Origin of the sequence: Shewanella sp. 4t3-1-2LB (assembly GCF_017368415.1) — a bacterium.
GTDB lineage: Bacteria > Pseudomonadota > Gammaproteobacteria > Enterobacterales > Shewanellaceae > Shewanella > Shewanella fodinae.
Genome location: NZ_JAFNJD010000015.1, coordinates 57,585 through 70,887 on the forward strand (window position 1 = coordinate 57,585; position 13,303 = coordinate 70,887).

Annotated in this window: 13 protein-coding genes and 2 tRNA genes; 1 reads left to right on the plus strand and 14 read right to left on the minus strand. The window is 49.3% G+C overall.

Annotation, left to right across the window (positions count from 1 at the left end; genetic code table 11):
* Positions 1-4: 4 nt before the first annotated feature.
* The 10 genes from nusA to rlmE all read right to left on the minus strand — a co-directional run bounded on the left by nusA (position 5) and on the right by rlmE (position 8,664).
* Positions 5-1,504, minus strand: coding sequence for a transcription termination factor NusA (gene nusA, locus J3L11_RS07680; RefSeq protein ID WP_189617167.1), 1,500 nt, complete (start codon positions 1,502-1,504; stop codon positions 5-7).
* 27 nt (positions 1,505-1,531) lie between these two features.
* Entirely contained in the window at positions 1,532-1,987 is a 456-nt protein-coding gene (gene rimP, locus J3L11_RS07685; protein WP_133039752.1) for a ribosome maturation factor RimP, read from the minus strand.
* Positions 1,988-2,159: 172 nt separating this feature from the next.
* Positions 2,160-2,236: transfer RNA gene (locus J3L11_RS07690), tRNA-Met, on the minus strand.
* 81 nt (positions 2,237-2,317) lie between these two features.
* A tRNA-Leu gene (locus J3L11_RS07695) sits at positions 2,318-2,404 on the minus strand.
* 9 nt (positions 2,405-2,413) lie between these two features.
* The gene (gene secG / locus J3L11_RS07700) at positions 2,414-2,752 is read right to left on the minus strand and encodes a preprotein translocase subunit SecG (RefSeq protein ID WP_133039751.1); all 339 of its coding nucleotides are present in this window, start codon (positions 2,750-2,752) and stop codon (positions 2,414-2,416) included.
* Between the two features lie 3 nt (positions 2,753-2,755).
* Positions 2,756-3,538, minus strand: a complete 783-nt coding sequence (tpiA, locus tag J3L11_RS07705) for a triose-phosphate isomerase (protein WP_133039750.1) — start codon at positions 3,536-3,538, stop codon at positions 2,756-2,758.
* 178 nt (positions 3,539-3,716) lie between these two features.
* Entirely contained in the window at positions 3,717-5,060 is a 1,344-nt protein-coding gene (gene glmM, locus J3L11_RS07710) for a phosphoglucosamine mutase (protein ID WP_189617168.1), read from the minus strand.
* Positions 5,061-5,119: 59 nt separating this feature from the next.
* Positions 5,120-5,953, minus strand: coding sequence for a dihydropteroate synthase (gene folP / locus J3L11_RS07715; RefSeq protein WP_207570646.1), 834 nt, complete (start codon positions 5,951-5,953; stop codon positions 5,120-5,122).
* Positions 5,954-6,058: 105 nt separating this feature from the next.
* Positions 6,059-7,993, minus strand: a complete 1,935-nt coding sequence (ftsH, locus tag J3L11_RS07720; RefSeq protein WP_207570647.1) for an ATP-dependent zinc metalloprotease FtsH — start codon at positions 7,991-7,993, stop codon at positions 6,059-6,061.
* 41 nt (positions 7,994-8,034) lie between these two features.
* Complete coding sequence (rlmE, locus tag J3L11_RS07725) at positions 8,035-8,664, minus strand: 23S rRNA (uridine(2552)-2'-O)-methyltransferase RlmE (protein ID WP_133039746.1); 630 nt, start codon at positions 8,662-8,664, stop codon at positions 8,035-8,037.
* 90 nt (positions 8,665-8,754) lie between these two features.
* Between rlmE and yhbY the strand changes: the two genes are divergently transcribed.
* Positions 8,755-9,054, plus strand: coding sequence for a ribosome assembly RNA-binding protein YhbY (gene yhbY, locus J3L11_RS07730; protein WP_189617172.1), 300 nt, complete (start codon positions 8,755-8,757; stop codon positions 9,052-9,054).
* Positions 9,055-9,150: 96 nt separating this feature from the next.
* On the opposite strand, the gene secF is transcribed toward yhbY, so the two are convergent.
* From secF to J3L11_RS07750, 4 genes are all read right to left on the minus strand, one after another.
* Positions 9,151-10,044, minus strand: coding sequence for a protein translocase subunit SecF (gene secF, locus J3L11_RS07735; RefSeq protein WP_207570648.1), 894 nt, complete (start codon positions 10,042-10,044; stop codon positions 9,151-9,153).
* 1 nt (position 10,045) lies between these two features.
* The gene (gene secD / locus J3L11_RS07740) at positions 10,046-11,881 is read right to left on the minus strand and encodes a protein translocase subunit SecD (protein ID WP_207570649.1); all 1,836 of its coding nucleotides are present in this window, start codon (positions 11,879-11,881) and stop codon (positions 10,046-10,048) included.
* Between the two features lie 128 nt (positions 11,882-12,009).
* A complete protein-coding gene (locus tag J3L11_RS07745; RefSeq protein WP_207570650.1) occupies positions 12,010-12,477 on the minus strand; it encodes a hypothetical protein in 468 nt (155 codons plus the stop codon).
* Between the two features lie 145 nt (positions 12,478-12,622).
* A partial coding sequence (locus tag J3L11_RS07750) for a transposase (RefSeq protein WP_207570651.1) occupies positions 12,623-13,303 on the minus strand: 681 nt, incomplete at its 5' end.

Sequence of the window (13,303 nt, forward strand, 5' to 3'; positions counted from 1 at the left end):
CGACTTACTCTTCATCGCCAAACCAACAGATATTGCGGGCCGCCATGATAAGCTCACCTGCTTTTTCTTCTGTCATTTGTTCAATTTCGATCAAATCATCTACGCCTTGTTCGGCTAAATCTTCAAGAGTTACTATGCCTTTACTGGCGAGGCTAAATGCGGTATGACGTTCCATACCCTCAAGTTCCAGTAACTCTTCACTCGGTTGCGCACCATCCAAGGCTTCTTCCGAAGCCAGCGCTCGGGTAGATAAAGCCGCTTTCGCACGTTCTCTCAGCGTATTGACAATATCTTCATCAAACCCATCTATGGACAGCAATTCGGAAACGGGTACGTACGCTACCTCTTCCAGGGTTGCAAATCCTTCATCAGCTAATACCTGAGCAAAATCCTCATCCACGTGCAATGCTTTCATGAACAGGTTTTTAACTTTGGCACTCTCAGCCTGATGTTTCGCGTTCATTTCATCTACAGTCATGACATTCAGTTCCCAGCCGGTCAGCTGAGTGGCTAAACGCACGTTCTGACCATTACGGCCAATGGCCTGAGCCAGACTGTCTGCTTCAACCGCTATATCCATCGCATGCTTGTCTTCATCCACAATGATGGAAGAAACATCCGCAGGCGCCATGGCATTGATAACAAACTGTGCCGGGTTATCGTCCCACAAGACGATATCAATACGTTCACCACCCAACTCATTGGTTACCGCCTGAACACGAGCGCCACGCATACCCACACAAGCACCGATAGGATCGATGCGGCGGTCATTAGACTTCACCGCAATTTTGGCTCGAGAGCCTGGGTCACGGGCAGCGCCCATCACTTCAATCATTTCATCAGCGATTTCCGGTACTTCAATGCGGAACAACTCAATCAGCATTTCTGGCTTGGAGCGCGTCAAAAATAGTTGTGCCCCGCGGGCTTCTGGACGCACGGCATACAACAATGAACGCACGCGGTCACCTGGGCGGAAAGTTTCCCGTGGGATCAAGTCTTCTTTGTACAGCACACCATCGGCATTGCTACCCAAGTCCACGATGACGCTGTCACGGTTGGATTTTTTCACTACACCCGTCACCAGTTCGCCTTCTTTATCCAGGAACTGTTCGACCACTTGAGCACGTTCCGCTTCGCGAACCTTCTGCACAATGACCTGTTTGGCCGTTTGGGTAGTAATACGATCGAACTGCACTGATTCGATTTCGTCTTCTACATAATCCCCAGCTTGGATCTCTGGATTGTCAAATTGGGCGGCCTCCAGCGTAATCTCACGATAGGGGTTTTCCAGCGTTTCACCTTGACTATCAACCACCAACCAACGGCGGAAGGTCTCATAGTCACCGGTCTTGCGATCGATGGCTACGCGCACATCAATATCGCCTTCATATTTCTTTTTAGTAGCAGTAGCCAGCGCAATTTCCAAGGCTTCGAAAATCTTCTCACGGGGTACGGCTTTTTCATTGGACACCGCTTCAGCGACCAGCAAAATATCTTTATTCATCGTCTTGCCTCGTTCACCTTGAATCCATCAAAACTTTGCAATTAGGTTGCCTTTACGGATGTTATCCAAGGCAATAATCAATTCATTACCGGATACGTTGAGGGTTATCATCTGCCCCTCTACCCGCAGTACGGTACCTTTCAAATTGCGACTACCCGCTACCGGCATAGTCAGCTGAACTTTAACTTCCTCTCCGAGATATCGCTGATACTGTTCGGCAATGAACAGCGGCCGATCCAGACCAGGGGAGGAAACTTCTAGGGTGTATTCAGAAGGGATGGGGTCTTCAACGTCCATCAACGCACTCACCTGGCGGCTGGCGTTGGCACAATCTTCGACGTTAACACCCTGCTCGCTGTCAATAAACAAGCGTAGTGTTGAATGCTTGCCAGCCTTCACGAACTCCAGCCCCCATAACTGGTATCCCAGCGCTTCAATAGTAGGCCGCAGCATCTCTTCCAGCTTTGACTCCAAAGTTGCCAAATTACACTCCTGAAAAAACAAAAAGGGCTATAGAGCCCCGATATCGCACTACCTTTTAGGCAGTAAAATACTACATCCCAGATAACAAAAAACCCCGTTTATTACGAGGTTATTCTAATTTTATTACCTGTAATTCAGCACTGACTTCACGTTGGAATTCAACACCGGGAACTGGTTGCGGGGGCCGGATTTGAACCGACGACCTTCGGGTTATGAGCCCGACGAGCTACCAGGCTGCTCCACCCCGCGTCAATTGCAGCAAGTTTACTGATTCGACCTTCAACTTGCAATAACTCAGGAATATTTAATGCCTTATCCTGGTCATATTTGTGGTGCCGAGGGCGGGACTTGAACCCGCACGACCGTTAGGTCACAGCCACCTCAAGGCTGCGCGTCTACCAATTTCACCACCCCGGCAAATTCTACTTAGTCAGGAATTTTATCTTCTGACTTTGGCGCTGGTTTTTCTGGCTGAGGAGCTTGCTGGGTTTGTTCAGCAGCGCCTAGATTTTTCCAAGTATCTTCCTGCTTGTTATGGTTGGCACTTAGATTGCCGATCACCAAACTCAACACAAAAAATACGATTGCCAGAATCGCTGTGGAACGGGTTAGGAAATTACCAGAACCTGAGGATCCAAACAGCGTAGCTGATGCGCCGGCACCAAAAGAGGCCCCCATATCAGCACCTTTACCTTGCTGGATCAGGATCAGAAAAATCAGTCCAAGTGCAACCAACAAGTAAACAACAATCAGAACTTCATACATAACTTATGCGCTCATCGCTATGGTACATAAACTCAAAAATTCGGTAGAGTTTAAACTGGCACCACCTATTAGTCCACCATCCACATCTGGCTGTGCGAATAAATCCGCCGCATTTGTGGGTGTAACACTGCCACCATAGAGGATGCGGATATTTTCCCCAATATAAGGGGAAACTTCGGAAAGTCGCTTGCGAATAAACGCATGAACTTCTTGCGCCTGTTCCGGTGTTGCGCTTTTCCCGGTACCTACAGCCCACAAAGGTTCGTAGGCTATAATCGCATTATCAAAAGCCATGGTGCCGTTTTTCTCAATCACCACATCCAGCTCTTCTGCGATCACTTCAAAAGTTCGCCTAGCTTCTCGCGCCGGACCGGATTCACCGACACACAGAATAGGGGTCAAACCATGTTTCTGGGCAGCTGCAAATTTATCAGCCACGATATTACTGGTTTCACCATACATTCTACGACGTTCGGAATGACCAATGATGACATATCGGCATCCAACTTCACTGAGCATTGAACCGGAAATCTCCCCGGTATAAGCACCAAAATCGTGCTGACTTAAATTCTGTGCGCCCATACGAACAACAGAACCGTTCAACGCTTCTTTATTGGCTTCCAACTGCTGCCTTACACTTTCTAAGTACACAGCAGGAGGGCAAAGTACGACTTCCACGGCGTCGTTATGTAGCTTAGCGGCAAACTTTTTGAACAGTTCCTGCGCTAACTGCGCACTACCGTTCATCTTCCAGTTGCCGGCGACCATTGGGCGTCTGAGAGCCATCACCATCTCCTTTGAAAGCGGCGTGAATAATAGCGAACCACTTATGAAGTTACAATACTCGTCTGGGTAATTTTTGCGATTTGCCGCGTGTTCGACTACTTTTTACACTCAACAGCGGCAAATGCTCAATAGCAAAAAACTAACCTCTTAATTTATATCAATTATTCTAGCAATAAAGTTAGCTAACAGCGGTTGTGACGGCGGTTGCTATCTGTTCAGCATATTGCTTCACCAAGGCTTCATCATCCCCTTCTACCATCACACGGATCAACGGCTCAGTACCGGATTTACGCAGCAATACCCGGCCACGTTCACCAAGGGCTCGTTCAACCTCAGCTACGGCAAATTTCACTGCTGCTGCCTGCAGCGGATCTTTTGTACCTTCAAAGCGCACATTAACCAACACTTGTGGTAGCAAGGTTACGGGTGCAGTCAGTTGCTCAAGCGTCATATCACTGCGCCGCATTGCCGCCAACACTTGGATACCAGCGACAATGCCGTCACCGGTAGTGCCGTGGTCGAGATTAACAATATGGCCGGAGTTTTCACCGCCGATGCGCCAACCTCTTTCAGTGAGTAGTTCCATGACATAACGGTCACCCACTTTGGAGCGCAAAAAAGGAATGTCCAAGGCTTTGAGCGCCAACTCCAGTCCTAGATTAGACATCTGAGTGCCCACCACCCCGCCTTTAAGTACACCGCGGTTCAATGCATCTTTGGCTAGGATGTAAAGGATCTGGTCACCATCGATAACCTCGCCGTTGCGGTTGACCATCATGATACGGTCACCATCACCGTCTAACGCAATACCAAGATCGGCCTGTTCCGCCAATACGGTTTCACAAATCTTTGCCATTGCGGTAGCACCTACCTGATCGTTGATATTGGTACCATTGGGCTTGTCACCAATGACGATCACTTCGGCCCCCAGTTCTCGAAACACATTTGGTGCTATGTGATAGGTTGCCCCGTGCGCACAATCAACGACCAGTTTCAGTCCTTCTAGGGTTTGATCTGCTGGGAAATTACCTTTGCAATATTCGATATAGCGTCCGGCAGCATCAGTAATACGGGAAACCTTCCCGAGCAGATGCGATTCCACGCAATCCAGTGGTTTTTCCAGCTCGGCTTCAATTTCCAGCTCTAACTCATCATCGAGTTTGGTACCTGTAGATGAAAAAAACTTGATACCATTGTCATAGTAGGGGTTGTGTGATGCACTGATCACCACCCCGGCTTCAGCACGAAACGTACGGGTTAAATATGCTACCGCCGGGGTAGGCATGGGTCCCATTAACAACACATTCAGCCCTGCGGCTGACAACCCCGCCTCCAGCGCCGACTCAAACATATAACCGGAAATACGGGTATCCTTACCAATCAGCACTTTTCTGGTACCGGTACGAGATAACACGCGACCTGCTGCCCATCCCAGTTTTAACGCCAATTCCGGCGTCATTTTGCCAGAGCCTACCTTGCCGCGAACACCATCGGTACCAAAAAACTTTCTTGTTGAACTCACGTTTGCTTACTCCATAACCTCGCCTTCAGGCCAGCAGGTTACTGCACTGTTTCACTATTTCAGTCGGCAGCCCGAGTTGCCGCCAATACTCTCAAAACATCCAAGGTTTCCGGTACGTCATGTACTCGGAGAATGTGGGCGCCATGCATCGCTGCCAGTAGCGCACCACTGAGGCTACCCGCTAAACGTTCAGCCACTGGGCGCCCCAGAAGATTGCCAATCATACTCTTACGTGACAATCCGATCAGCAAAGGTAAATCAAACTTTGCGAAATCCTGCAGATGGGCCAATAGCTGATAATTATGTTCTAGGGTTTTACCGAAACCAAATCCTGGGTCCAGCAACAACATTGACCGTGATAGGCCAGCCGCCGTGCAACGGGCAATTTGTGCGTCAAAGTAATCGCTGACTTCCGCCAGTAAGTTCTGATACTGAGGTGCGGCTTGCATTGTGCGCGGTTGTCCCTGCATATGCATAATACAAACAGGCACCTGCAATTGAGCCGCGACTTCAAGCGCACCAGGCTCAGTTAAGCTGCGAATATCATTGATTAAATGTGCACCAGCAGCAACTGAGGCAGCCATCACCTCAGGTTTACTGGTATCTACTGAAATCCACACATCAGAGTTTGCCACCACATATTCCACCAATGGCACCACCCGCTGCAATTCCTCAGAGACACTGACATCAGCCGCCCCAGGACGAGTGGATTCTCCGCCAATATCAATAAAATGAGCCCCGGCTGCAATCATCTCATCGGCATGACGACATGCCGCGTCAAAGGCGCGAAATTGTCCGCCGTCAGAAAAAGAATCTGGGGTCACATTCAGTATCCCCATCACCTTGGGCTCATCTAAATTCAGGCGTTTTTTGCCTGACACCAATTCAAACACCCGGCCTCCTGTACAGATATTCACCGAGAAATATCTGAAAAAGTCACTGTTAGAAAAACAGAAAACCCCTCTCGGGGTTTTCAGAAATACTAAGTCGTATGAGACCTAATGAGTCTCGCCAGGCTTAGAAAGATCAGCAGGTGAAGCTTCTGTCTGAGGCTCATCAACATGAGGCCGACTATTCCCTCCCGTAGAATCTTTGTCATCCATATTCCAGTCCGCGGGCGGACGCACATCACGACGTGCCATCAAGTCTGCGATCTGCTTAGCATCAATCGTTTCATACTTGATCAATGCATCCTTCATCGCATGCAGAATATCGATATTGTCATTCAATAGCTGCCGCGCCCGTTGGTAATTACGTTCAATCAAGGCTTTCACTTCTGCATCGATAATCGCCGCCGTTTCATCGGACATATGTTTGGCTTTCGCCATCGATCTGCCAAGAAATACTTCACCCTCTTCTTCAGCGTAAAGTAGCGGCCCCAGTTTTTCTGAGAAGCCCCATTGCGTTACCATATTACGGGCGATAGCGGTAGCCTGTTTGATATCCTGAGATGCACCGGTAGAAACTTTTTCCGGCCCATAAATAATCTCTTCCGCTAAACGACCGCCATAAGCCACGGAAATCCGGCTTTCGAGTTTACGGCGATTTTCACTGATGGAATCTGCTTCGGGCAAGAAGAATGTTACCCCTAACGCACGTCCACGCGGGATGATGGTAACTTTATGCACAGGATCATGTTCCGGCACCAAACAACCGACTATCGCATGACCCGCTTCATGGTAGGCAGTAGACTCTTTTTCCTGCTCAGACATCACCATAGAACGGCGTTCAGCGCCCATCATGATCTTATCTTTAGCACGTTCAAACTCTTCCATGGTCACAACCCGGCGATTGCCACGGGCCGCAAACAAGGCCGCCTCATTCACTAGGTTTGCCAAATCGGCACCGGAAAAACCAGGAGTCCCGCGGGCAATCACGCTAGCCTGAACATCATCAGCTACTGGGATTTTGCGCATATGCACTTTAAGGATCTGCTCGCGACCACGCACATCTGGCAGTCCAACTACCACTTGTCGGTCGAAACGCCCAGGACGCAGCAACGCTGAATCTAATACGTCAGGGCGGTTAGTTGCGGCGATAACGATCACGCCTTCGTTACCTTCAAAGCCATCCATCTCTACCAGCAATTGGTTGAGGGTCTGTTCACGCTCGTCATGCCCGCCACCGAGCCCAGCACCACGTTGACGGCCTACGGCATCAATTTCATCAATGAAGATAATACAAGGGGCAGATTTCTTGGCCTGTTCAAACATATCTCGAACGCGAGAAGCGCCGACACCGACAAACATCTCCACAAAGTCCGAACCGGAGATAGTGAAGAACGGTACTTTAGCTTCACCCGCAATCGCCTTAGCCAGCAGAGTCTTACCTGTTCCTGGAGGCCCCACCATCAATACACCTGTTGGTATGCGGCCACCCAGTTTCTGGAATTTGGTGGGATCCCGCAGGTAGTCCACCATTTCTTTCACTTCTTCTTTGGCTTCATCACACCCAGCGACATCAGCAAAGGTGGTTTTAATCTGATCTTCACTCATCAGCTTGGCTTTGCTCTTACCAAAGGACATTGCGCCTTTGCCGCCACCACCCTGCATCTGCCGCATGAAGAAAATCCATACACCTATCAGTAGCAGCATTGGGAACCAAGAGATGAAAATCTGGGTCAGGAAACCGGATTCTTCCGCTTCCTGTCCTTTCATGGTCACACCTTTACGGTCGAGATCGTTAATCAAATCCTGGTCGTAAATTGGCATCACGGTGACAAATTTCTCACCGCCTTTAGTCACACCCTCAATGGTGCGCTGATCGCTCTTGAACTCCACGGACGCAACCTGCCCAGAACGAACATCATCCAGAAACGTGGAATATTCCATCTTCTGCGATGAAGAAGAAGACGGCGAGAACCCCTGGAATACGGACATCAGCACGACGGCGATGACGACCCAGAGAATCAGATTTTTTGCCATGTCACTCAATTATTGAACCTCTCAGTCTTAAGACTTACTCTTTCAGGTTACTACAACTTGTAGCCAGTAGCCACCAGATACACCTCGCGGGAACGGGCTCTTGATGACTCCGGTTTACGGGTTTTAACAGTGGTAAATGCCTGCTTGACCGCCTTCATATACTCATCAAACCCTTCTCCCTGGAATACTTTGACCGCGAAACTGCCACCGGGAGCCAGCACTTGATGACACATATCGAGTGCCAGTTCGACCAGATACATGGCCCGCGGCTGGTCCGTCGCATCGGAGCCACTCATATTTGGTGCCATATCCGACAGTACCACATCTACTTTGTCATCCCCGACCATCTGCAATAAAGTTTCCAGTACCGATTCTTCACGAAAATCGCCTTGAAGGAAATCGACACCAACGATTGGGTCCATCGGTAAAATATCACAGGCAACCAATTTGCCCTGCTCACCAACAAGTTTGACCGCAACCTGAGACCAGCCACCGGGAGCGGCACCCAAATCGACAACGGTCATTCCCGGTTTAATTAGCTGATCTTTTTGTTGTAACTCTTCCAACTTAAAAGCCGCCCGCGAACGCAGGCCACGCTTTTGCGCTAGCTTTACATAATGATCATCAAAGTGTTCCTGCATCCAGCGCGTTGAGCTAGCGCTACGTTTCTTTCCTACCATCAAACATCCGCTACAAATCAGAGTTACACGCCAGTGATATAAGGGTAGAATATCGGCTTTTCAACAGTAACTCAGCAAAAGTTGGTAAAAATGAATCTGACAACCAAACAGAAACAGTATTTAAAAGGACTGGCTCACAGTCTGAAACCTGTGGTACTGCTTGGTGCCAATGGCTTGACTGAAGGGGTACTGGCTGAAATTGATAACGCACTGGCTTATCACGAATTGATCAAAGTGAAAGTGGCAGCAGAAGATCGTGAGCTAAAAAATGCTATCGTCGATGCCATCGTTCGTGAAACTCAATCCGAAAAAGTGCAGGTTATCGGGCACATACTGGTGCTTTATCGCCAGTCTGAAGAGAAAAAAATCGCTTTGCCTAAAGCCAAATAATCTCCCTTCTGCAACAAGGCCACCCGTCGGTGGCCTTGTTGTTTTAACCGCTTCACTCCCGGCTATTGTGGCAAAACCGCATTAAGTCAGACTTAATCAGGGCTGTTGTGGCAACACCTGCGACCGATAATGCTCACTGGATAATCCCAACCATTCAGGTACCGAAGTACCCACGGATATCGACGAAAAGGTGCCGGTGAGAATGCCAATAAACATCGCTATAGAAAATCCGCGTAGCGGTTCGCCCCCCATAAGCCACAATGCGGCAACTGTCAGCAGGGTTGTGCCAGATGTCACCATAGTTCGTGAAAAAGTTGCCGCAATCGCCATATTGTTAATGTGAGGCAAGGGGATGTCAGGTTTAGCAATTAACAGCTCGCGGATCCTGTCAGCAATGATGATAGAGTCATTCAATGAGTACCCCAAAATTGCCAATACGGCCGCTAACACCGTCAGGTTAAACTCCATTTGTGTGGCTGCAAAAAACGCCACGACAAAAATCACGTCATGTACCAAGGCCAATAACGCCCCACTCGCAAGTCGCCACTCAAATCGGAACGACAGGTAACCCAGAATACAAACCACAGCAACCACTAATGCCAGCCCGCCCTGTTCCGCTAGCTCTGCACCTACCTGAGGCCCGACAATACTGGTATTAAGTAGTTCCACATTGGTATGTAACGGCGCCAGAACTTGCGCAATCTGCGGTGGCGTGGCATTCGCTGCTGGCACTGGGTAGCGCAACACCCAACGTCCAGGCTCCCCAGCCGCAATCAGGTGAATATCTTGCCCATATGCTTGCTGCAAAATGGGACGAATAGTCGTATCGCGCAGATGACTATCAACGCGGATTTCACTCACAACCCCGCCAGTAAAATCTAGGCCCAAATTCAGCCCTCGGCAGCTGATCAACGCCACGGAAAGTATCATTAGCAATGCCGAAATCGCGCTGCAAGCATAGCGCCAGCGAGTAGGATATTTAAATTTCATGTCAGACCCTCACTTCACGAGAGAAATTACGGCCATACGCCAGGTTGATAATGGCGCGAGAAGCAAAAATGCCGGTAAACATGCTGGTAATCAGCCCCAGTCCCAGCGTCAATGCAAAGCCTTGGACCGGTCCATTGCCGATGGCATACAACACGACAGCCGTGATCATGGTGGTAAAATTGGCATCAAAAATAGTCGAAAATGCGCTATCAAAGCCACGATCGATAGCATGTGCAAAGCTGCGACCCTCTTGTAACTTGTCGCGAATACGTTCAAAAATCAGCACGTTGGTATCAACGGCCATTCCGACAGTCAGGACTAACCCAGCGATTCCGGGTAACGTCAATACAGCGCCAGGGATCAAGGCCAACAACCCGAACAACAACACCATATTGGCCAGCAATGCGATATTGGCAACCCACCCTAAACGGCGATACCACAGCGCCATAAAGAGCAAGGTCATGCCTAAACCTAATGCCAGCGCCGCAAAGCCGTTGTGGATATTCTCAGCACCAAGACTAGGGCCGATAGTACGCTCCTCCACAATGGTAACTGGTGCTGTCATTGAACCAGCGCGTAACAACAATGCCAGTTGTTGCGCTTGCTGAGGTGAGCCGACACCCGTTATCCGGAAGCGTTCAGGTAACACCGACTGGATGGTAGCAACGCTGATAATCTCGTTTCGCTGTGTTAGCTTGCCATCCGTGCCGCGACCGTATTCACTAAATGCAGTTGCCATCGCCTTGCCGACATGATTTTTGGAAAATGCCGTCATCAGCCGCCCCCCTTCCGCATCCAGAGTGATGTTAACTTCGGCTTGACCCATTTCACCGTTCCCGGCCCTGGCATCAACGATGTGAGTACCCGTTACCACCGGCAGTCGTGCTACCGAGATCGGCATGCCACGGCGGTCATTAATCAACTGCGTGTTGCCAGCCGCGGCCTGAGTAACTTCATAAAAAGCCAGTGTTGCGGTAGCCCCAATCACCTGCTTAGCGGTAGCGGGATCCTGTACACCGGGCAGTTCAATGCGGATACGGTTCTCACCTTGGCGCTGTACCAACGCCTCGGTAATTCCTAGCCCTGCAATACGGCTGCGCATAATTTGCAGATTCTGCTGCACAGTCAGGTTCTGCAGATTGGTTTTTTCTTGCGGTGCTAATCGCAATAACAGTTGCCGACCATCAACAGTCACTTGCCATAGCGGATAGCGACTGTTGATAAACTGACGCACGGCTGCTTTGGCACTATCAGGAAAACTAAGATGCAATTGCTCCTCGTGCCCCGGTTGAATTTGTATACTGCGTATACCCTGCTTTAAGGCAAAATCGCGCATAGCATCCGCCAGTGCCGCAGCTTGTGCCTGGTACACTGGCGTGATATCAACATCTAGCAGAAATTGCACGCCTCCGCGCAAATCCAAACCGAGCTTTATCGGGGAGAAACCAAGATCCAGTAACCAGCTAGGTGCCGCAGGAGTTAGCGCTAATGTCAGTTGTTCTGGATCACGGGCAAAACGCGCCAGCAAAACTTTTGCCGCTGTCTGTTGCTGTTCATCGGCCAGAATTACCTGAGTCTGTTGGGCCTCAGCATCCAACCGCTTCAAGCGAATATGGTGCTGCGCCAGCGTTTGTGCAATCTCCTGGGCATTGAGGCTGAGTCCGGCTTTTGAGGAGATTTGAATTGCGGCATCTTCGCCAAACCAGGTGGGTAATGCGCTGAATGCCATAACAACCAGGGTTAGTACCAACACCACATATTTCCACACCGCATAATGATTAAGCAAGGCCTGCGGACGTCGGCGAGGCGACGTCTTTAAAATTGAGTCTATTAACATGTTTGCTCTCTGTCTCGTTGAGCAGCGGCATAGCCGCAACAACCGTATAGATAACGTCACCGTCTGTGACAGCGAAGTTAACTATCCGATAAGAGATTTTCCGCTAGGTAGCGGTGAGACAGAACGCCTCAGGCCTGCTGGCTGAAACGGTATCGAAGATTTGACTCTTTCCAGCCATTCAGCCGCAAACTGCGGCTATGGTAAGACAAGGTCCACGGATGACGGGGCAATGTTATAGCGAAACCCTTAGTAAACTGAGGGATCACAGGTTGAGGTAAAACTATCGCCAGCGCGTACATCGGCGGATTAAACACCGATGACAATGCCGACATGCTAAGGCAGCGTTCACGGCTAGCCGGGGCATACCACAAGCCATCACTGTGGGCTGAATGGCTGTGGATCTGCAACTGCTTATCAGAGTTGCTTGTATACACCTCAGCGGTTTGTTTGTTTACAACAAACGATGATGCGATGTCAGGCTGTGTAAACGCCTTCCAGGTTGCATTAACAGCATTGCCAGAATAGACAGTAGTGAGCAGGCAGACAGCCAGCGCTAAGGTAAGTAGGCGGGTAAACCGCAACAGATATGCCTTCATGTTCTACATGATATGGGCAGAAATTTGGCTTTCAAGCTCAAAGGCTGAACAATCGTTGATTAACCTAAGATGATAACCTGAAAACTGTAATTAAGCGTTTGAATATTCATCTACATAATAAAACCGCCATTTAGGCTAATGCCAGTCAGTTAAGAGCTGACTGGCATTTTCTTTTGACTGGATATTTCCTTGGTTTTGCTCTAACACACCGAGGGTAAGCTCTTGAGTCTCCTCGTATTGGCAGTACATGCTGCTCGGTTTCTGCGAGTAAACTATCAATCCTTTTAGGAATGGTTCCAGCCGCTTCCAGCCAAAAGCCATAAATCACATGGATTATCGCAACGGCGCATGTCGTAAAACTCAGTTGGTTGGCATATAACCCTGGCTTGCTTTGCGCCATTTTTACCATTTGATAGCGGATAATGTTGTAGCTCAAGAGGATACCCCAGAGTTCTTGCTTCACCATCTCCGGTTTCTTGCTCCTCAACGTAAATTCGCTGTTGAGTAAACTCTGCTTCATCTCGCGATAGCCCAGCTCAATTTCCCAGCGGTGACTATATAAATCCACGATTTCAGCACTAGGGAAGCGCAGCGGGTCAGTCATCGAGGTGAGGATATTACACTCTTTGCCTTTCACCATTTTTGTTAGCAATCGGACCTCGATAAATTCAGGTAACTCTTTAAATTGTTTACGAGATTGTGCTGTAGTCGTCAGCCGAATGAGCTTATCTTGTCGACCGAGTTTCGTGATAACTTCAAACTGTGTGCCTTTCTTCATCGGCATTAACCAGTGTCTGGCTTCGCCCGTTTGATGCCAACGATTTAG

Bases quoted from the DNA above. Each gene is read 5' to 3' on its own strand.
- yhbY (WP_189617172.1), top strand. From the start codon at position 8,755: ATGAATCTGACAACCAAACAGAAACAGTATTTAAAAGGACTGGCTCAC.
- tpiA (WP_133039750.1), bottom strand. From the start codon at position 3,538: ATGGCTCTCAGACGCCCAATGGTCGCCGGCAACTGGAAGATGAACGGT.
- secG (WP_133039751.1), bottom strand. From the start codon at position 2,752: ATGTATGAAGTTCTGATTGTTGTTTACTTGTTGGTTGCACTTGGACTG.
- nusA (WP_189617167.1), bottom strand. From the start codon at position 1,504: ATGAATAAAGATATTTTGCTGGTCGCTGAAGCGGTGTCCAATGAAAAA.
- J3L11_RS07745 (WP_207570650.1), bottom strand. From the start codon at position 12,477: ATGAAGGCATATCTGTTGCGGTTTACCCGCCTACTTACCTTAGCGCTG.
- secF (WP_207570648.1), bottom strand. From the start codon at position 10,044: ATGAAATTTAAATATCCTACTCGCTGGCGCTATGCTTGCAGCGCGATT.
- secD (WP_207570649.1), bottom strand. From the start codon at position 11,881: ATGTTAATAGACTCAATTTTAAAGACGTCGCCTCGCCGACGTCCGCAG.
- rlmE (WP_133039746.1), bottom strand. From the start codon at position 8,664: ATGGTAGGAAAGAAACGTAGCGCTAGCTCAACGCGCTGGATGCAGGAA.